19 protein-coding genes are annotated in these 17754 nt (G+C 72.2%); 7 read left to right on the top strand and 12 right to left on the bottom strand.

The window, feature by feature from the left end; translation table 11 throughout:
- Nucleotides 1-66: 66 nt before the first annotated feature.
- Both D458_RS0101190 and D458_RS35175 read right to left on the bottom strand, forming a co-directional pair.
- Nucleotides 67-300 carry a GntR family transcriptional regulator gene (locus D458_RS0101190; protein ID WP_017584898.1) on the bottom strand — a complete coding sequence of 78 codons (234 nt, stop codon included), beginning with the start codon at nt 298-300 and terminating at the stop codon, nt 67-69.
- A gap of 75 nt (nt 301-375) precedes the next feature.
- Complete coding sequence (locus D458_RS35175) at nt 376-642, bottom strand: GntR family transcriptional regulator (protein WP_083936205.1); 267 nt, start codon at nt 640-642, stop codon at nt 376-378.
- Between the two features lie 554 nt (nt 643-1196).
- On the opposite strand from D458_RS35175, the gene D458_RS0101180 reads away from it, so the two are divergent.
- Nucleotides 1197-1619: a gluzincin family metallopeptidase gene (locus tag D458_RS0101180; RefSeq protein WP_239647866.1), complete on the top strand. Its 423-nt coding sequence runs from the start codon at nt 1197-1199 to the stop codon at nt 1617-1619.
- Nucleotides 1620-1692: 73 nt separating this feature from the next.
- Here the strand turns inward: D458_RS0101180 and D458_RS0101175 are convergent, their stop codons facing one another.
- Nucleotides 1693-2577, bottom strand: coding sequence for a hypothetical protein (locus D458_RS0101175; RefSeq protein ID WP_017584895.1), 885 nt, complete (start codon nt 2575-2577; stop codon nt 1693-1695).
- A gap of 172 nt (nt 2578-2749) precedes the next feature.
- Nucleotides 2750-3604 carry an NAD-dependent epimerase/dehydratase family protein gene (locus D458_RS0101170; protein WP_017584894.1) on the bottom strand — a complete coding sequence of 285 codons (855 nt, stop codon included), beginning with the start codon at nt 3602-3604 and terminating at the stop codon, nt 2750-2752.
- 94 nt (nt 3605-3698) lie between these two features.
- On the opposite strand from D458_RS0101170, the gene D458_RS0101165 reads away from it, so the two are divergent.
- On the top strand, nt 3699-4745 hold the full coding sequence (locus tag D458_RS0101165; RefSeq protein ID WP_017584893.1) for an AraC family transcriptional regulator: 1047 nt from the start codon (nt 3699-3701) through the stop codon (nt 4743-4745).
- On the opposite strand, the gene D458_RS32760 is transcribed toward D458_RS0101165, so the two are convergent.
- Nucleotides 4676-5245, bottom strand: a complete 570-nt coding sequence (locus D458_RS32760) for a GrpB family protein (RefSeq protein ID WP_017584892.1) — start codon at nt 5243-5245, stop codon at nt 4676-4678. The genes D458_RS0101165 and D458_RS32760 overlap by 70 nt on opposite strands.
- Nucleotides 5246-5623: 378 nt before the next feature.
- Here D458_RS32760 and D458_RS0101155 point away from each other — a divergent pair, with 378 nt between their 5' ends.
- The 4 genes from D458_RS0101155 (at nt 5624) to D458_RS0101140 (ending at nt 9359) form a co-directional block, all read left to right on the top strand.
- Complete coding sequence (locus D458_RS0101155; protein WP_017584891.1) at nt 5624-6406, top strand: class I SAM-dependent methyltransferase; 783 nt, start codon at nt 5624-5626, stop codon at nt 6404-6406.
- Between the two features lie 65 nt (nt 6407-6471).
- Nucleotides 6472-6627 carry a hypothetical protein gene (locus D458_RS36880; RefSeq protein WP_017584890.1) on the top strand — a complete coding sequence of 52 codons (156 nt, stop codon included), beginning with the start codon at nt 6472-6474 and terminating at the stop codon, nt 6625-6627.
- A 163-nt stretch (nt 6628-6790) separates the two neighbouring features.
- On the top strand, nt 6791-7273 hold the full coding sequence (locus D458_RS0101145) for a DUF1269 domain-containing protein (RefSeq protein WP_017584889.1): 483 nt from the start codon (nt 6791-6793) through the stop codon (nt 7271-7273).
- 283 nt (nt 7274-7556) lie between these two features.
- A complete protein-coding gene (locus D458_RS0101140; RefSeq protein ID WP_017584888.1) occupies nt 7557-9359 on the top strand; it encodes an alkyl/aryl-sulfatase in 1803 nt (600 codons plus the stop codon).
- A gap of 147 nt (nt 9360-9506) precedes the next feature.
- On the opposite strand, the gene D458_RS0101135 is transcribed toward D458_RS0101140, so the two are convergent.
- The 4 genes from D458_RS0101135 to D458_RS0101120 all read right to left on the bottom strand — a co-directional run bounded on the left by D458_RS0101135 (nt 9507) and on the right by D458_RS0101120 (nt 11772).
- Nucleotides 9507-10406 (bottom strand): GlxA family transcriptional regulator, encoded by a 900-nt coding sequence (locus D458_RS0101135; RefSeq protein WP_017584887.1) that lies wholly within the window; start codon nt 10404-10406, stop codon nt 9507-9509.
- Nucleotides 10407-10430: 24 nt separating this feature from the next.
- Entirely contained in the window at nt 10431-11039 is a 609-nt protein-coding gene (locus D458_RS0101130; protein ID WP_017584886.1) for a cysteine hydrolase family protein, read from the bottom strand.
- Nucleotides 11040-11107: 68 nt separating this feature from the next.
- A complete protein-coding gene (locus tag D458_RS36665; RefSeq protein WP_204366875.1) occupies nt 11108-11299 on the bottom strand; it encodes a hypothetical protein in 192 nt (63 codons plus the stop codon).
- A 23-nt stretch (nt 11300-11322) separates the two neighbouring features.
- Nucleotides 11323-11772, bottom strand: coding sequence for a GNAT family N-acetyltransferase (locus tag D458_RS0101120; protein ID WP_017584884.1), 450 nt, complete (start codon nt 11770-11772; stop codon nt 11323-11325).
- A 107-nt stretch (nt 11773-11879) separates the two neighbouring features.
- On the opposite strand from D458_RS0101120, the gene D458_RS0101115 reads away from it, so the two are divergent.
- Nucleotides 11880-12116 carry a hypothetical protein gene (locus D458_RS0101115; RefSeq protein WP_017584883.1) on the top strand — a complete coding sequence of 79 codons (237 nt, stop codon included), beginning with the start codon at nt 11880-11882 and terminating at the stop codon, nt 12114-12116.
- 152 nt (nt 12117-12268) lie between these two features.
- Here D458_RS0101115 and D458_RS0101110 read toward each other — a convergent pair whose 3' ends face one another.
- The 3 genes from D458_RS0101110 to D458_RS0101100 form a co-directional block, all read right to left on the bottom strand.
- Entirely contained in the window at nt 12269-13105 is an 837-nt protein-coding gene (locus D458_RS0101110; protein ID WP_017584882.1) for a TIGR03619 family F420-dependent LLM class oxidoreductase, read from the bottom strand.
- Between the two features lie 64 nt (nt 13106-13169).
- Nucleotides 13170-14153: an endonuclease/exonuclease/phosphatase family protein gene (locus D458_RS0101105; protein WP_017584881.1), complete on the bottom strand. Its 984-nt coding sequence runs from the start codon at nt 14151-14153 to the stop codon at nt 13170-13172.
- A 144-nt stretch (nt 14154-14297) separates the two neighbouring features.
- Nucleotides 14298-17636, bottom strand: a complete 3339-nt coding sequence (locus D458_RS0101100; RefSeq protein WP_026118875.1) for a BTAD domain-containing putative transcriptional regulator — start codon at nt 17634-17636, stop codon at nt 14298-14300.
- Nucleotides 17637-17754 lie beyond the last annotated feature (118 nt).

Below are 17754 nucleotides of genomic sequence, written 5' to 3'. Positions count from 1 at the left end.
CTCCGGCGCGAGCTCCATCCGCGCCGGAGACAGGGCACGGCCGTTTCCGCCGGGGTCTTTGTGTGCTCAGGCGCCGGCGACGTAGCGGCCCTTGCCTCGCACGGTGATCACGAGCCCTTTGTCCTGGAGTAGCCCGATGGCGGATCGGATGGTCGGCCGCGACACTCCGAACTCTTCGCACAGGTCGTGTTCCCCCGGGATGCGCCGCCGGGGCGGGTACGTGCCATCCGCGATTCGGGCAGCCATCACGGTCGCGATCTGCTTGAAGAGAGGCTCGGGGCCGTCGAGATCGATGGTCATAGGGCGAAACTACGTTGTTCCGGCCACTTTCGCTTCTTCACCAAGCGAAGCGTGGATCTGCAGTCCCGGACCTCTTCAGGAGTGGACCGGCCACGCTCCCTTGCCGTTCGATACGCGGACGAGTCCGTGCTCGGCGAGCACGGTCATGGCGCGCTGTGCGGTGCCGCGCGATACGCGGAATTCGTCCTGTAGCGCCGCCACGCTCGGAAGCCGGGTATCCCCTGGATAGTCCCCGCGTTCGATCCTTGCCGCGAGGACGGCAGCGAGTTGGACGTACTTGGGTTCCGGACCTTCCTTGAGTCGGCTGGCCGGACCGTACCCGTCGGGAAGCGGTGTGGTCATGCCTTTTATCGTCCCATGCCGGGAAGGTCTGAACTCTATGGACATCTCTGAACTTCATGTACAGATCTGAACGGTTGCGGTAAGGTCACGCATGTCGATACGGCAGAGCCCGGCGGGTGTCGTTACCACCCCCGGGCCGTGGTCAACGCTTATGGGAGCGTCAACGTGCACACTCTACTTGCCATGCCCGCGACCCTGATTCGGTTGCTGCGCCCATCGCGAGGACTCCACGCGGCCCCGCGTGTCCTCCGCCGCGAGGTTCGCGAAGAAGCCCGCGCGGCGCTTGTCCGCCGCTACGCGAACCCCCTCCCGGCCCGCCCTGCGGGTCCGGGTTACGCCTCCGCCCTCCCGGCACCGCGCCGCCCCTTGGACACGACCCCGCCCGTGACGCTTCGCCTCGACTCGACGAACCACGCGGCTGCCGCCCGGACAGGGGCCGTGAGTTCTCCGGTGGACCTGGCCTACGAGGCACGACAGCGGCACGAGAACCTCGACCGTGATCGGTGGGACGCGGCCGTGCTGCGCGGGACCGCAGTGCTGGAAGGGGCCGCGTGATGACCGCCAACGACGAAGCGCAGGAGTTCACCGGTACGGGCACGGAGCCGAGGGCGGGGATCGGTTCTCTCAGCCGTTCGGCCGACATCATGGCGGCGGAGGTGTCCCGCCTGCTGGCCAGGCCGGGGTTTCTCGGGCAGAGCGTGGCCGACCTCCGCCGCGCGGACAGCGCGTTCGACGCGCTCGACGGACTGATGCGCGGCGGTGCCCCGCTTCCGCTCCACTGGCCGAGGAGTGGTGATGCGAATCTGCGCGAGCCCGTGACCGCGCTCTACGACTCCGTCTCCGAGTCACTCCGCGTGATGGGCGGGGCCGCGCAGTCCTTCGTCGCCCTCCGCTCGGCGTGCGAGCTGTTGCACAAGCTCGACGCCGAGCTCCGTGCCGGGGCTCCACTCCCGGAACCCTGGCAGCGGCAACGGTAGCCGCTCCCCGAACCCAGCCCCGTCGGCACAGCCGACGGGGCTCCTCGCTGTCTGCCGGACTGCTTTTGTGTGGTCAGTCGAAGAGGTCTTCCGGGCGGTCTGCCGTGACGGCCAGGGGAACCCACTTCTCCAGGGTGTCCAGGTCGGCGCAGGACTCGATGCGCTCACGAGTCGCGTCAGAGAGGGAGAACCCGCGCGTTTGGAGGATCATGACCACGTTTCGGACGGCTTCGGTGACCCGACCTTCCTCGCGCCCCTCCTCGCGCCCCTTCTCCTCACCGATACCGACGTACTTGCGGGCGAAGTCGCTCTGCCACTGGTAGGTTTCCACGGCCATCATGCCCTCCAGCTCCTTCCGGGCGGCCTCGTTGAGGCCGGCCAGTACGTAGTCATAGTAGAACGCCCTGTTCTTGTTCGCCGTGGCATCGAGGGCCTCCAGCACGGCTTCCAGGGTGCGGGTGTCGGTGTCGCCGTGCGCACGGGCGGACAGTACCGCCAGTTCGGGGAGAGCCCGAGCCTGCTCACCGTCGACGATCAACGGCATGTCGGAGGCCCCGATCGTCAGCGGAGCCAGGTCGAAGCCCGGGTGTCCGGTCCGGATCGGGGTGGAGCACCAGCGTGCGAGCGCGTCGGTCGGACACAGCACCACCAACACGGTGGGGCATTCCAGCCTGAGACGCAGAAGGGACAGGTAGGCGGGCCAGGTCAGCCGCTTTTCGTGGTCGTGTCCGTTCTGGCGCTCCACCACGACGGCCAGGACGGGGCGGGCGCCATCGCGCAGCAGGACGGCACCATCGCTGTTGAGCTCCTTGGGATCGCAGTTGGTCAGTACCGAGCTGGTGTTGACCGCTTCGGTGTGGTGCGGGACGTCGAAACCCAGGGATTCCAACAGAACGGGGGCCATGGCGGGCTGATTCTGGATCAGCCTGAGCGGGATCTCGTGTTCTCGACCGGGCACAGGGGTTTCCTCGTGTGTGTTCGGTTCCCCGCGGCGACCCGGTTGGTCCAGGTCACAGGCAGGGGAGGGGCACAGGGAGATCATGCCGTGCACGCCACCGCCATGACGGGGTTTTCGGAGATCAGCGGACACCCCGGCCCGGTCGGACCGAGGTGTCCACACGAGGTGCCGCCTATCCGCGCGACCACGCTCCCGCCTCAGCGGCCTTCGCGGCGTACTCCTCGAACCCGTTCGCGGGGCGGCCCAGGGCGCGCTCCACCCCGTCGGCGGGAGCGACGTTGCGGCCGTCCAGGATCTCGGTGACCAGTGCGGCCAGGCCTTGGGCGACCTCCTCGGGCAGGCCGTCGGCGGCGGCGCCCGCGACGAACTCGGCCCGGGTCACCTCCAGGTACTCCACGGGGCGGCCGGTCGCGGAGGCCAGGGCCTTTCCGGCCTCGGTGAAGGTCAGTGCCCTCGGGCCGGTCAGCTCGTACAGCTCACCGGCGTGGCCTTCCCCGGTCAGGGCGCGGACGGCGATCTCGGCGACGTCGTCCAGATCCACGAACGGCTCGGGCACGTCCGCCACCGGCAGCGCCAGGGTTCCGGACAGGACCGCCGACACGAAGAAGCCCTCGGAGAAGTTCTGTGCGAAGAAGGAGCAGCGCAGCACGGTCAGGCCGGGGAAGACCGAGCGCACCTGCTGCTCGGCGCGCTCGGCCTCCGGCTCGCCGCGCCCGGACAGCAGAGCCATCCGGCGCACCCCCGTCGCGGCCGCCTTCGCGGCGAAGGCGGAGACGATGTCGGCCGCCCCGGGGAAGGCCAGGTCGGGGTGGTAGCAGAGGTAGACGGCGTCGACCCCCTCCAGGACGGCGTCCCAGGTCTCGGGGGCGTCCCAGTCGAAGCGCGGGGTGCCGGTCTCCGGGTGGCCGGCCCGGGAACCGACCCGGTGGTCGACGCCCCGCTCCGACAGGAGCCGGGTGATGCGGCGGCCGGTCATCCCGGTGCCGCCGGTGACCAGGACTCGTGTGGTGGTGCTGTTCGTATCCATGGCTCCAGTACAACGGCTGTTCGCTGGACGGAACATGGTTCATCTGCTGGACTGCATAAGAGAACGTCCAGCAGCGCCGGAACGGGAGACGCCCGTGGACCCCTTGGTACACCTGATCGACGGGCCGCGCGCCCAGTCCGCCTTCACCCTGCGCGTGGTGATGGGTCCTCCCTGGGGCATCGACATCCGGGACGGTGCCGCGCTCGCGCTGGTGGTCATCACCAGCGGCCGGGCCTGGCTGCGTCGCGAGGGCACCGACCCTGTCCCCGCGGGCCCCGGCGACGTGATCCTCGTCAGCGGCCCGGACCCCTACCTGCTCTCGGACCGCCCCGACACCGCCCCGGGCATCGTCGTGTATCCGGGCAACCGGTGCACGAGCCTCGACGGCGAGCCGGTCCACCTGACGATGAGCCACGGGGTGGGCACCTGGGGGAACGACCCGGAGGGTCCCGACAGCATGGTCATCGGCGCCTATCAGGACACCGGCGAGATCGGCCGACTGGCCCTGGCCGCGCTGCCCCCGCTGGCGGTCCTGCCGGCCGGTTCGGTCGACCCCGCGGTGGTCTCCCTCCTCACCCGCGAGATCACCACGGCCCGTGTGGCCCAGAGCGCCCTCAACGACCGCCTCCTCGACTGCCTGCTGGTCATGGCGGTCCGCGCCTGGCTGGAGTCGCACCCGGACACCGCCCCGAACTGGCTCAGCGCCCGACACGACCCGGTGGTCGCCCGGGCCCTGGACCTGGTGCACGAACACCCCGGCCACCCCTGGACCCTGGAGTACCTGGCAGAGGAGTGCGCGGTCTCCCGAGCCACCCTGGCCGTCCGCTTCCAGCGCGCGGTGGGCAGCCCGCCCATGGCCTATCTGCGCACCTGGCGGCTGACCCTCGCGTGCGACCTCCTCGTTGCCGAACCCGGCCTGGGCCTGGAACCGCTGGCCGCCCGCGTGGGCTACGGAAGCGCGTTCGCGTTCAGCACGGCCTTCAAGAACCACCTGGGAACCAGTCCGTCCCACTACCGCCGAACCCGGCGGGAAGGGCTCACGTCGCCCTTCTCCCAGGAGGGCCAGACCTCTCAGGGAGCTCGGATCTCTCCGGAGGCGAGGGTTCCCCCGGGGCCCCGGACGAGCCCCGCTCCGGTGTAGGCCTGGCCCAAGAGCTCCTCCACCAACGAGCTCTTCGCCCTCAGATAGGACCGGTGCCCCTCGTCGTCGGGGGCGAAGCGCGCCCCCAGCTTTCGTTTGAGCTGGCTGTAACGGTGTACGTCCTCCGGGTGTGTGCGTAACCAGTTTCGGAGAAGGACGTGGTCCAGATGCGGACGCGACCCCTCGACCACCGCGTACAGGTGGTGTTCGGGGTGTCCGGTTGGGGCCTCGAAGGCATCCCTGCCGACGATCCCCAGATCACCCTCGTGGCGGTAGCCCAGAGCCACGAGCCGTCTGATGACCTCGGGCAGGGGCGAGGCGTCCGCCATGACGACGTCCACGTCGATGATCGGCTTGGCCGCGCATCCTGGAACCGAGGTGCTGCCCACGTGCTCGACCGTCACCGGCAGGCCGGCCAGGGGCGGGGCGAGCCGGTCCCGCAGTTCGGCGAACCACTCGACCCATCGGGGGTCGTGGTCGTGGACGGGGATGGTGTGCACGGGGCCCTCTTCCTGGAGCGGAGACCGGGGTCCATTCCAGTAGAACCGCAGCGGCTCGCCCGCGCCAGTGGACTTCTCGGCCCTGTGGACAACCTGTCGGAGCGGTGAGGCTCCTCAGGCCGCCTCGACCCCCAGCGCGGCTCGAACCCCCGCTCCTACCTCAGCTCCCACTTCGACCGGGCTCTCCCGCGCTTCTTCCCGCGCCTCCTCCGTGAACCGACCGATAGGTCGGGGCAGGTCCCACTGCTCATGCGGGTCACAGGACCAAGGCCCGGCCGGGTTCCGTTCACCCGTGTCGACGAAACGTCGGGAACCGGCTCGGGCGCTAGGATGCCGCCGGACCGAGGAACGGCGCACCACACCACAGGGAACCCCCAGATGAGCGACCGCACCCAGGCCTTCACCGGGCTCACCGACAACTACCGGGCCTTCCGCCCCGACTACCCGGAGCAGGTCCTCGACACCCTGCTCGACCACGTGCGCGCCGGTGCCACCGCGTCCTGGCCCGACCCCTGGCTCCTGATCGACGTCGGCTCCGGAACGGGTATCTCCACCCGCGCCCTGCGCGGCCTCTTCGGGCCCGGCCCCCGCGTGGTGGGCGTCGAACCGGGCCGCGACATGCGCGCCACCGCCGAGACCGGCGCGGACGGGGTCGAGTACGTGGACGCCCGCGCCGAGGACATCCCCTTCCCGGACGCCTCCGCCGCGCTGGTCCTCACCGCTCAGGCCCTCCACTGGTTCGACCGCCCCGCCTTCTACGCCGAATCCGTTCGCCTCCTCGCCCCGGGCGGCACCCTCGCCGTGCTCAACAACAACCGCGACCTCGACGGCAGCGCGTTCGTCGACGACCACGAAGGCCTGCTGGAGCGGTACAGCCCCGGTTACGACCGCTACTACCGCAGCTACGACCTGGTCGGTGAGTGGTCCGCGGTCCAGGGCCTGACCGGGGCGACCGAGCACTCCCACCCCTGGGTGCGCGTGCTCACCACCGACGAGTACCTGGGTATGGCGCTGTCCTCCAGCAAGATGGCGGCGGTCGTCCGCGAGCTCGGTGAGGAGCGCACCCGTGCCGAGATCCTCGCGGTCGCCGACCGCCACTTCCCCGACGGCCGGGTCGAGGTCCCCTACACCACCCAGCTGGTGGTGGCCCGCCGCGTGTGAGCCGGTGCGTGCGGGCCGCGCCGCCGGGTAGACCAGGGAGGGAACCCGCGAACCAGGAGGCACTCGTGGAACTGGGGCCGCTCGCCTACCTTCTGGTCGCCGCCGCGGTCCTGGCCTGGGGTTACGGCCTCTACCGGCTGGTCCGGCGACAGGTGCGCCGTGAACGCGACCCCGACGACCCCGACGACCCCGGCCCCGGCGGTCCGCTCGACGACTGGTGAGCCCCTCGGCGTGCCCGGATCCGGGGGCGGGCCTGCGCCCCGAACGGGGTTTTGCTGGATCGGGCCCTTCCGCTGGCCTTGGCCAAAGACACGCCCGGGAAGGATCCCGCTGATCGGGTCCGTGACCGCGGGCCGGGCGACGACGACGGGGGAACCCACACTCATGGCGCAGCTGATCGTACTCGGGGTGGCCGACCGCGACACCGCCGAGAAGGCGCTCGACATCGCTTCCGACCTCAGCAAGCAGGAGCTCCTGCAGCTGGAGGACGCCGCCTACGCCTACAAGGACGACAAGGGCCGTCCCCGTATCCACCAGACCGTCAACCTCACCGGCTACGGTGCGGCGGGCGGCGCCCTGTGGGGCACGCTCATCGGCCTGCTCTTCCTGAACCCCCTTCTCGGTCTGGCCGTCGGCGCGGGTACGGGCGCCATCGCGGGCAAGCTCAGCGACGTCGGTATCGACGACGACATGATCAAGGGCATCGGCGCCGAACTCCAGCAGGGCCGCGCCGCGGTCTTCCTGCTCGCGGACGACGCCACCATCGACCGTGTCGTCGACGCCTTCCGTCCGCTGCACCCCACGGTCATCCAGACCAACCTGTCCAAGGACAACGAGCGGGAACTCGTCGAGGCCCTCCAGTCCTAGGCCGTGTTCCCCGGAGCTCCGGACCCGGGCGTTCCAGCAGAACACGCCCCCTAGGCCCCGAGCCCTCTCACGCCGCCGGTGCGGGCCACCCGCACCGGCGGCTCTTTCGTAGCCGGACCCCGGCCGCCGTTTTCGGGCATGCCCGGTCCCGCGGGGCGGCCAGCCGGTTTGGTCAACAAGTGACATGACCGTGGCACCCCACTGAATCACGCACCGTGATGATGGAGCGTGTGCTGGTTTGTTGCTCGCCTGATCGCCTCCGACCGGATGACGAGGAGAAGTGATGCCCGGTAGCGGACCTGACCACTCCGACGACACCGACTTCGCCAACGCGGACCGCGGACTCATCGCACGGCTCCAACCAGGCCAGGTCAAGGACGACAACGGACGGGTGGTGTGGGACGCCGACGCCTATGCCTTCCTCGACGGGGAGTGCCCCAGCACCGCCAACCCGAGCCTGTGGCGACAGGCCCGGCTGTGCGCCAAACAGGGGCTGTTCGAGGTCACCGAGGGGATCTACCAGGTCAGAGGGCTGGACCTGTCGAACATGACCCTCGTGGAGGGTGATCAGGGCGTGCTGGTCATCGACCCGCTGGTCTCCGCCGAACCGGCACGGGCGGGGCTGAGGCTCTACCGGGAACACCGTGGAGACCGGCCGGTCAGCGGGGTCATCTACTCGCACTCACACGCCGACCACTTCGGCGGGGTCGGCGGGGTCACCGACGGCACCGTGCCCATCCTCGCCCCGGCCGGGTTCATGCAGCACGCGGTCGCGGAGAACGTCTACGCCGGCCCCGCGATGGCCCGCCGCGGCCTCTTCCACGCCGGTTCCCACCTGGAGACCGGGCCGCGGGGGCAGATCGGGGTGGGCCTCGGCCAGACCAGCTCCTTCGGCACCGTCACCCTCATCGCGCCCAACCGCGACATCACCCGCACCGGCCAGGAGGAGGTGGTGGACGGGGTGCGGATCGTCTTCCAGATGACGCCCGGTACCGAGGCGCCCGCGGAGATGAACTTCTACTTCCCCGAACACCGCGCCCTGTGCATGGCGGAGAACGCCACCCACAACCTGCACAACATCCTCACCCTGCGCGGAGCCCCGGTGCGCGACGCCCGGATCTGGTCGCGCTACCTCGACGAGTCCGTCGAACTCTTCGCGCACGAGTCCGACGTCCTGTTCGCCTCCCACCACTGGCCCACCTGGGGCACCGACAACCTCGTCGCGTTCCTGCGCCAACAGCGCGACCTCTACGCCTACCTGCACGACCAGACCCTGCGCCTGATGAACCAGGGGTACGTGGGCACGGAGATCGCCGAGCACCTCCAGATGCCGCCCGGCCTGGACGGGGAGTGGCACACCCGCGGCTACTTCGGTTCGGTCAGCCACAACGTCAAGGCGATCTACCAGCGCTACATGGGCTGGTTCGACGGCAACCCGGCCCACCTGTGGGAACATCCGCCCGAGGAGGAAGCGCGCCGGTACGTGGAGTGCATGGGCGGTGTGGACGAGGTGGTGCGCAAGGCGGACGGGTACCGGGACCACGGCGACCTGAGGTTCGCCGCCACGCTGCTCAACCACGCGGTGTTCGCCGACCCCGGGCACGAACGGGCCCGGGCCGCGCTGGCCGGGGTGTACGAGCGGCTGGGGTTCGGTGCGGAGAACGGGACCTGGCGCAACTTCTACCTCCAGGGCGCCGCCGAGCTGCGCCGCGGCAAACCGGACCTCCCCCCGAACCTGGGGGCGGGGATGGCCGCGGCGCTGTCGGTGGACCAGCTCTTCGAGTCCCTGGCGATCCGGGTCAACGGCCCCAAGGCCTGGGAGGAGCACTTCGTCATCGACTGGGTGTTCACCGACCGGGACACCACCTACCGGACCACGCTCTCCAACGGCGCCCTCACCACGAGGGAGAAGCCGCGCCGGGGCGAACCCGACCTCACCATCACCCTGAACAAGTTCCGGCTGCTGCGCCTGCTCGCGGGCAAGGGCACGGAGGGCATGGGGTTCTCCGGGGACGAGGGACTGCTGGACCGTCTGCTCGGCCTGCTGGACCGCCCCGACCCGGCCTTCGACATCGTCACCCCCTGACCGCGCCCCTCGGCGGAGGCAGCGAGCGGTTCCGCCGCAGGGGAGAGCGCCCGCCGAAGGACGGGACGCCCTCCTGCCACGGTGGAGCGCTCTTCGGAACGCGGGAGCGCTCTCCGGAACGCGGGAACGCTCTCCCGTGCGGCCGGGTCAGGCTCGCGAGCGCAGGCGGCGGAGCATCCGGGCGTCCTGGAAGCCCACGGTCCGCGCCGCCGAGTCCAGGGTCGAACCCTCACCGATCATCTGCTCGGCGCGTTCCAACCGCAGCTGCTGCTGGTACCGCAGCGGGGTCAGCCCGGTGGCCTCGGCGAAAGCCCGGGTGAGGGTGCGTTCGCTGACCCCGGCCGAGGCGGCGAGCTCGGCCAGCGGAAGGGGTTCGGTGAACCGGGCGTCGATGGTGTCCTGTACCCGGTGCACCACGTCCACCGGGTGGCCCCGGTGCCGCAGCATCGCGCTGGCCTGGGGTTCGTCGCCGTTGCGGCGAGCGTAGACCACCATCTCCCGGGCCACGGAGGCCGCCACGGAGGGCCCGTGCCACCGGGTCGCCAGATGGAGGGCGAGGTCGATACCGCTGGCGATGCCCGCCGAGGTCACCACCCGGCTGTCGGACACGTACAGCACGTCCGGTACGACACGGGCGCGCGGGTAGCGGCGGGCCAGATCGGCCTGGAGGGAGTGGTGGGTGGTGCACCGGCGCCCGTCCAGCAGTCCGGCCCGCGCCAGGACGAACGCCCCCGAGCACACGCTCGCCACCGTGCCCCCGGCCGCATGGTGCGCCGTCAGCGCCCCGACCTGGCCCGGAGTCGCACTGGGTGCGGGCCCGGAGGTCCGCCAGCCGGGGACCAGCACCAGGTCGTCGGGGCCGAGGGAGGGCCAGTCGACCGCGGCCCGCAGCCCCACTCCCTGGGCGGTGGGCACGTCGGAGGTGGCGGAGACGTGGTGGAGCTCCACCGGGTGGCCCAGGCCGGCCAGGGTGGAGAACACCTGGGCCGGGCCGGCCAGGTCCAGCAGGTGGAGCCCGGGCAGGAGCAGGAAGACGATCTTGCGCACGATCCGGTCACCCTAGCCGAACCCTCAGCGGTCGCCCGCGACGATCTCGTCCACCGTCCGCACACGGGCGAAGCGGCCGGACAGGGCGTAGACGGTGCGGGTGACGACGTCCTTGGGCAGAAGGGTGCCCGGGTCGTCGAGGACCTCCTGGAGGGAGCGGCCGGGAGCGCTTCCCGGAGCCTCGATGGGCTCGGTCGCCGTGGCGTCCACCGCGAAGGTCATGGTGAACCCCAGCTCCGAACCCGCTCGGGTGGTGGTCTCGCAGCACTGTTCGGTACGCACCCCGCAGACGGTGACCTCGCCGACACCCCAGTCGGTCAGCATACGTTGCAGGTCGGTGCCGGTGAACGCGCTGTGCGCGGTCTTGGTGAGCAGGGGTTCGCCGTCGGCCGGGGCCAGACCGGGCATCGGCTCCACGAACCCGCGGGCGGGGTCGAACACCGTTCCGCTTCCGGGTTCGGTGTGCATGACCCAGACGACCCGGTCGCCCCGGCTGCGGAAGTGGTCGACCAGCCTGCCGATCGGTTCGGCGACCCGGGGGTCGGAGGAGGCCTGCCAGCTCTCGCGCTGGAGGAAGGACCGCTGTGCGTCGACGACCAGGAGTGCTCTGCCGGTCCCGTGTTCAGTGCTCATACCTGAACCCTTCCAGCGGGCCGCGCCTCGGGCCAGGCACGATCCCGACCGCTACCGGACCGATCCGGTCACAGGTCCAGGGCCCGCTCCCGGCCGACGGGGCCGTGCCCGAAGCCGTGCTGGGGCTCCTCCGCCACCGGGGCGGCCCCGGGCTCCCGGAGCCCGGCGCAGCGCACCCGAAGCCTCGCCCCGCAGCGCGGAGCCCTGTCCGGCCTCCTCGCCACCGGCGACGCCGCCCGGGTGACCCGGGCGGTCCGCACCGACACCACCACCCTGTGACGGGTCAGATCAGCCGCTTCTTGAAGCCGATGTGGCTGGCCTCGTAGCCCAGCCGCTGGTAGAAGCGGTGGGCGTCCTGCCGTTTGACGTCCGAGGTCAGTTGCAGCATCACACAGCCGCGCCCCCGGGCCTCCCGTTCGGCCCACTCCAGCAGTTCGCTGCCCAACCCGCTGCCGCGCTCGTCCGCGTGCACCCGGACGCCCTCGATCTGCGCCCGTGTGGCGCCGCGCCGGGACAGGCCCGGGACGACGGTGAGCTGGAGGGTGCCGACCACACGGCCGTTCCGGCGGGCCACGGCCAGGTACTGGTGGGGGTCGGCGTCGATGACCTCGAAGGCCTCGCGGTAGTGGGACAGGTCTTCGGGGGTCTCCCGCTGGGCTCCCAGAGGGTCGTCGGCCAGCATGGCCACGATCGCCTCCACGTCGGTCTTCAGCGCGCGTTCGATGGTGAGCATGCACTCAACCTAGCGACCCGTTCTCCGGGGCCCCTTGGATACCGTTCGTTTTCCGCCGTCTGGTTCTGGACTCGCCCGATTCGGGATGGGTCAATTACAGTTGACCCATGGACACCGAACACCTCAGCGCGCTCGCCCGGGCCATGAACGGCGACGATCCCCTGGCGGGGTTGGGCGCGGTCGTCCAACTGCGCGGGGAGGCCGAGCGGGCCGAAGCCGTCCTGGTACGCCGCGCCCGCAACCAGGGCGCCACCTGGGCCCGGATCGCCGAGGCCCTCGGGGTGTCCAAGCAGGCCATCCACAAGAAGTACGGCGGCCGGGGCCTGCTGCGCAACCAGGAGTAGCTGGGGGCGGTCCGAAGGACTGCCCCGGAGAAGGGGCACGCCGGAGGGCCCCTCCGGGTGCGTCCACCCGGGCACACACCCGCGGCCCCACACCTGCGGGCACGCCTCCGCGGGCACACACACCCGCGGGGCGCGTCCGCCGGAGCGCGTCCTCAGCGCAGTGCCGCCACGAACCGCACCATGCGCTCCTCGAAGCCCTCCACCTCCCCGAACCAGACCGCCACCGAGTCCGCGCCCGACGCCGCCAGCTCACGGAAGCGCGCGACCGCCGCGGCGAACTCCTCCTCACCCCCGGCCCACGCCATCCGGACCCCGGCCCCGACCGGGCGGCGGGTGAGCTCGCGCAACCGGTTCCGGGCCGCCCGGAAGGCCTTCGGAGCCGGGTCGACCCCCTGCCACTCGTCGGCCCACTCCGCGGCCCGGCGCAACGCCGCCTCCGAGCCCCCGCCGACCATCACCCGGATCCGTTCCGCCGGACGCGGCTCGAACACCCCCTGCTCGTAGGCGTGGAACCTCCCCTGGAAGGCCCCCTCGCCCTCGAACAGGTGCCGGAGCAGCGCCAGCGCCTCGTCCGCCCGGGCGCCCCGGCTGGTGAAGTCGGACCCCACCGCCGCGAACTCCTCGCGTGCCCAGCCCACGCCCACTCCGAGCGTGAACCGGCCGCCCGACAGCCGGTCCAGTGTGGCCACCTGCTTCGCCAGGACGAACGGATCGCGCATCGGCAGCACCAGCACGGACGTGCCCAGCCGGACCCGCTTCGTGCGCGCCGCCAGGTACGCCAGGGTCACGAGGGGCTCGTACACGCCCCCGAAGGCGCTCCCGTAGGGCTCGGGCGGCAGCAGGTGGTCGGGCAGCCACACGGTGTGCGCGCCGAGTCCCTCGGCGCGCACACCCAGCTCCACGAGGGTCTTCGGGGACATGTCGGGCGACTCGTCGGGCAGGACGACCTGGAGACGGGGGCCGGTCAGGGGTTCGGTCAGCTCGCTCATGCGGCGACGGTAACCCGTCACACCGGTGTGAGGGTCAAAACGCCGTGATGAGCGCCGAACTTCCTCAGCCCTGCCCGCCCGGCAGGGTCAGTCGCGCCACCAGGGCCCGGTGCGGGGTCCCCGCCACGTCGAGGATCTCCAGCTCCTCCACGGAGATCCGCTCGTCCACCAGCACGTGGTCGATGGCGGCCTTGGGCAGCGGATCGCCCACCGGCCAGGTGCCGGTCAGGCCCTGCCCCAGGTGGGCGGCGGCGTCGGTGTAGCCGCCGGCCAGGACGTCACGCATCCCGGCGTGGTCGAGGGTGGCGTTGAAGTCGCCCGCGAGGACGCGGACGGTGTCGTCGCCGGCCTCGGGCAGCCCTCGCAGCCCGTCCCGCCAGGCGGCCATCGTGGAGGGGCGGCGCGGCGGCATCGGATGGACGGACACGACCTCCACCGGCCCCGAGGCGTCCGGGACGGCCAGCCCGGCACGCGGCATGGCCAGCGAACCGATGTCGTGCCCGATGTCGCCCAGGTCCTCGAGCGGGTACACCGAGTGCACCGTGCCCCCGGCCGCCGCCGGTGCGGAGTGGTCCACCGAGTACGGCAGCAGCTCGCCCAACCCGGCCGTGTCCAGCCCTTCGGCCATCTCGGGGGTGACCTCCTGGAGGGTGAGCAGCTCCACCCCGTGCTCGCGGACCAGGTCCACGACGGTGTCCGGTTCCACGTGCCCGAAGTGGACGTTGAGAGTGAGCAGCCCCAGGGGCGGCCCCTCCGACGCCACGGCCGGGCCCTCGAAGGCGCGCGGCAGGACCGCGGTCGCCAGCAGGACCCCGGCCAGGGCGATGGCCGCCGCCGACCACCAGCGCCGCAGCAGCGCGGCACCCACCAGGGCGACCGGGGCGGCGAACAGCACGAGAGGGGTGTAGGCCAGCAGGGGGACGAGCGGGAAGCCGCGCTCCAGGCCCAGGATCCGCACCAGTGCGTACAACAGGAACCCCGCCGCGGTCAGGGCGACCACTGCGGTCACGGCCCGGTGCCGCCTCGGGGCGGTCGTGTTCGGATCCACTCGGCGCTCAGCTCCTCGACTCGGGTATCGGTACCCGGGTGGGACGGCGCCCGGCCCCGCGGGGTTCGGAGGAGCCGCCCTCTTCGAGCACCTGCGCACCGGTCCCCTCCCCGGACGCTGCGCGCCGGTCCCCTCCCCGAACACCTATGCCTCGGGTCTTTCCCCGGACGCTGCCGCACTGTGCCCTTCTCCGAACGCTGCCGCGTAGGCGTCCCCTCCGAGCACACCCCGGGCCGCCGCGCTGATCCGGTCGACGTCCCCCCGCTCCGCCTCGGGCAGGGGCGCGCCCGCCGACTCCCGTTCGGCCGCCGCGGTGCCGAGCAGGCGCGCCGCCTCCGCCGCGTCCCCGGAGAGCACCGCGACCCCCGCCAGACCCTCGTGGGCCAGTGCCACCGCGCGTGGATCACCGGTGGCCCGTGCCGCGGCCAGCCCCTCCTCGTGCAGCTTCCGGGCGGTGTCGGCGTCACCGCGCATCTCCGCCACGAACCCCAGCTCGGCCTTGGCCAGCGCGATCCCCGGCAGGTAGCCGCTCGCGCTGTTCCACTCCACGAGCCGGGTCATCCGTTCCTCGGCCGCGTCGAGCCTGCCGCGTCTGCGGTCGGCCAGGGCCAGACCGTTCTCCGCGAACGCCGTGCCGCTGCCGTGAGCGCGCTCCCGGGCGATGCGCAGCGCGCGTTCGTGGAGTTCGGCCGCTGTGTCGAAGTCCCGTGTGAGCAGGGACAGTCTGCCCAGGCTGGACAGCTGTTCCGAGACGGACACCCACAGGTCCAGGTCCTCGGCCACGCGCAGGGCCTCGGTGTGCAGGGTGCGCGCGGTGTCGTGGTCACCGCCGATCTCCGTCAGCGTGCCGAGGATGCGGGTGGCGCCCAGGGCGCCACCCGCGTCCCCGAGCTCCCGGAACAGGTTCAGGGCGCTCTCGGCATCGGCCCGGGACCGGCTCAGGTCGCCGCTGACCATGCGCTGTTCGGCCCGCACCACCAGGGTCGAGGCGATGCCCCACCGGTCCCCGAGGCGGCGGAAGACGGCCAGCGCCTCCTCCGCGAGCCGCAGGGACACGACCAGGTCCCCGGTACCCAGCATGGCGCCCGCGCACAGCAGCCGGGCGTGCGCGGCGCCCTCCGGATCGTCCGCGCCCGCGTGGGCCTCGAGGAGGACCCGGAGCTGTTCGTTGGGGTCGCCGCCGCCGGGGCCCAGGTGATCGGAGGACAGGAAACCGAGCCCGGTGAGCCAGGCCATGGCCCGCAGCCGGGCGGGGGAGCTCCCGCCGACGTCACCGGCGCTCCTCCGGTCGGCTCCACCGGCAGCGAGCGCCGCGGTCAGCTGCCGGCGCGCCTCCCGCAGCCGTCCCCGCATCACCCAGTACCGCCCCAGGGAGGAGACCAGCCGGAGGGCGAGGTCGGCCTCACCTCCGCCGACAGCCCATTCGAGCGCGCACCGGAAGTTGCCGGACTCGGCGTCCAACCGGCGCAGCCACTCCCGCTGCCGGGCCCCGCGCAACCCGGCGTCGGAGGCCTCGGCCAGAGCGGTGTGGTGTTCGGCGTGGGCGCGCCGGGTCCGCTCGACCTCGCCGGCGTCCGCCAGCCGTTCCAGGCCGTACGCGGTCACCGACTCCAGCAGCCCGTACCTGGGGCCCGAACCGTCGTCCTCGACCACCACCAGGGAGCGGTCCGCCAGCCGGGCGACCACGTCCAGTACGTCCGCGCGCTCCACCCCGCCACCGGAGCAGACCAGCTCGGCGGCCTCCAGGGTGCAGCCGCCCCGGTGGACGGAGAGCCTGCGCAGGACCGCTCGCTCGTCGTCGGCGAGCAGATCCCAGCTCCAGGCCATCACCGCGCGCAGGGTCCGTTGGCGTTCGGGCGCTGTGCGATGGCCTCGTCCGAGCACCTGGAAGCGGTCGTCCAACCGCCGTGCGAGTTCACGGACCCCCAGGGTGCGGACCCGGGTGGCGGCCAGTTCGAGGGCGAGGGGCAGCCCGTCCAGGCGACGGCAGACGGCGGTCACCGTCTCAAGATTGTCCGCGGAGAGCACGAACCCCGGGGAGGAGCGCTCCGCGCGTTCGACGAAGAGGCGTACCGCGGCCGACTCCTCGGCCCCGCCGGTGTTTTCGGGCAGGTCCAGCGGCGGCACCGGGTGGACCCGCTCGTCGGCCAGCCCCAGCGGCTCGTGGCTGGTGGCCAGGGCACGGACCTGCGGTGCCGAACCGAGCAGCCGTTCGCACAGGCTGGCCACAGGGTCCAGCAGGTGCTCACAGGTGTCGAACAGAAGCAGCGCCCGCTGGTCGCCCAGAGCCGTGCAGAGCTGGTCGACGGCCCCTCCCGGGGCGTCCTCCCGCGGCGCGTGCCCGAGAGGCCCCTCCCGCAGTCCGAGGACGGCCGCCACCGTCTCGGCGATCTCCTCGGCGCCCACCGGGCCCTGAGCGGTCGCTGCCGTTCCCGGACCGGCTCCCGCTTCGGCCGCCTCCCGCGCGGCCGGTCCGGTGAGCCCGCCGAGCGCGATCATCCACACGCCGTCGGGGAACCGGTCGGTGATCCCGCGGAGGGCCTCCACCGCCAGCCGGGTCTTGCCGACCCCGCCCGGGCCCACCAGAGTGACGAACCGGTCCGCCGCCAGGAGCTCCCGCACCCGGGCGATCTGGGCGCTCCGGCCGATGAGGCCTCCGTCGGCCCTCGCGCTGAGCGGCTCGGGCAGGTTGCCGACACGTCGGGGGATCGGGGGAGCAGTCTCGGCCGGCGCGTCCAACGACGGGTCCCGGGCCAGCAGGGACCGGTGCAGGGCGGCCAGTTCCGCACCCGGGTCCAGGCCCAGCTCCTCGGCCAGACGCAGACGCAACCGCTCGTAGCTCTCGAGTGCCTCGCTCTGGCGGCCCGACCGGTGCAGGGCCAGCATGTGGGCGGCACGCAGGCCCTCGCGCAGCGGGTTCTGCTCCACCAGGTCGCCCAGCTCCCCGACCAGCAGCCGGTGTTCGCCCAGGTCGAGCCGGGCCCTGGCCAGTTCCTCCACCACGGTCAGCCGGAGTTCCTCCAGCCGGGCGGCCGCGTGGTGGGCGTACGCCGCCTCGGCGGAGTCGGCGTAGGCGGGGCCGCGCCACAGGCTGAGCGCCTCGCGCAGCAGCTCGGCCCCGGAACGCGGCTCGGCGGCGCTCCTGGCCCGGTCCACCAGGGCGCGCATCAGGTCCGCGTCCACCTCGGCCGCCTCCAGCGCCAGGCGGTACCCGGCCGGACCGTGTTCCACCAGTGCGCGACCGCCCGGTTCGGCCCGCTCCAGCGCCCCGCGCAGCCGGGACACCTTCGCCTGGAGCGCACCGGCCGTCCGCTCCGGCGGGCGGCCGTCCCACAGGGCGTCCACCAGCCGGTCCACGGAGACCGGGTGCCCCTCGTGGACCAGCAGGGCCAGCAGCAGGGCGCGGACCTTCGTTCCGGGTATCCGCACCGGCTCACCCCTGGAGGTCCACACGGCGAGTGGACCGAGCACCCCGAATCTCATGCCGCCCACGTTAGGCCGTCAGCGCCGACGGCGGAGGGTCAGCGGACGGTCAGCCGACGGTCAGCGCCGGAACCCAGAGTGGGACCGAGCCGGACAGCGCCGAACCCGAGGGCGCCGG

It is taken from the genome of Nocardiopsis ganjiahuensis DSM 45031 (assembly GCF_000341085.1).
In the GTDB taxonomy this organism is placed as follows: domain Bacteria; phylum Actinomycetota; class Actinomycetes; order Streptosporangiales; family Streptosporangiaceae; genus Nocardiopsis; species Nocardiopsis ganjiahuensis.
This window is presented reverse-complemented; position numbering and strand designations above follow the sequence as displayed.

What these genes read in the sequence shown, in the direction of transcription:
- D458_RS0101190 (WP_017584898.1), bottom strand. Translation starts at nt 300, where the DNA reads ATGACCATCGATCTCGACGGCCCCGAGCCTCTCTTCAAGCAGATCGCG.
- D458_RS35175 (WP_083936205.1), bottom strand. Translation starts at nt 642, where the DNA reads ATGACCACACCGCTTCCCGACGGGTACGGTCCGGCCAGCCGACTCAAG.
- D458_RS0101180 (WP_239647866.1), top strand. Translation starts at nt 1,197, where the DNA reads ATGACCGCCAACGACGAAGCGCAGGAGTTCACCGGTACGGGCACGGAG.
- D458_RS0101170 (WP_017584894.1), bottom strand. Translation starts at nt 3,604, where the DNA reads ATGGATACGAACAGCACCACCACACGAGTCCTGGTCACCGGCGGCACC.
- D458_RS0101155 (WP_017584891.1), top strand. Translation starts at nt 5,624, where the DNA reads ATGAGCGACCGCACCCAGGCCTTCACCGGGCTCACCGACAACTACCGG.
- D458_RS0101145 (WP_017584889.1), top strand. Translation starts at nt 6,791, where the DNA reads ATGGCGCAGCTGATCGTACTCGGGGTGGCCGACCGCGACACCGCCGAG.
- D458_RS0101140 (WP_017584888.1), top strand. Translation starts at nt 7,557, where the DNA reads ATGCCCGGTAGCGGACCTGACCACTCCGACGACACCGACTTCGCCAAC.
- D458_RS0101130 (WP_017584886.1), bottom strand. Translation starts at nt 11,039, where the DNA reads ATGAGCACTGAACACGGGACCGGCAGAGCACTCCTGGTCGTCGACGCA.
- D458_RS0101120 (WP_017584884.1), bottom strand. Translation starts at nt 11,772, where the DNA reads ATGCTCACCATCGAACGCGCGCTGAAGACCGACGTGGAGGCGATCGTG.
- D458_RS0101115 (WP_017584883.1), top strand. Translation starts at nt 11,880, where the DNA reads ATGGACACCGAACACCTCAGCGCGCTCGCCCGGGCCATGAACGGCGAC.
- D458_RS0101110 (WP_017584882.1), bottom strand. Translation starts at nt 13,105, where the DNA reads ATGAGCGAGCTGACCGAACCCCTGACCGGCCCCCGTCTCCAGGTCGTC.
- D458_RS0101100 (WP_026118875.1), bottom strand. Translation starts at nt 17,636, where the DNA reads ATGAGATTCGGGGTGCTCGGTCCACTCGCCGTGTGGACCTCCAGGGGT.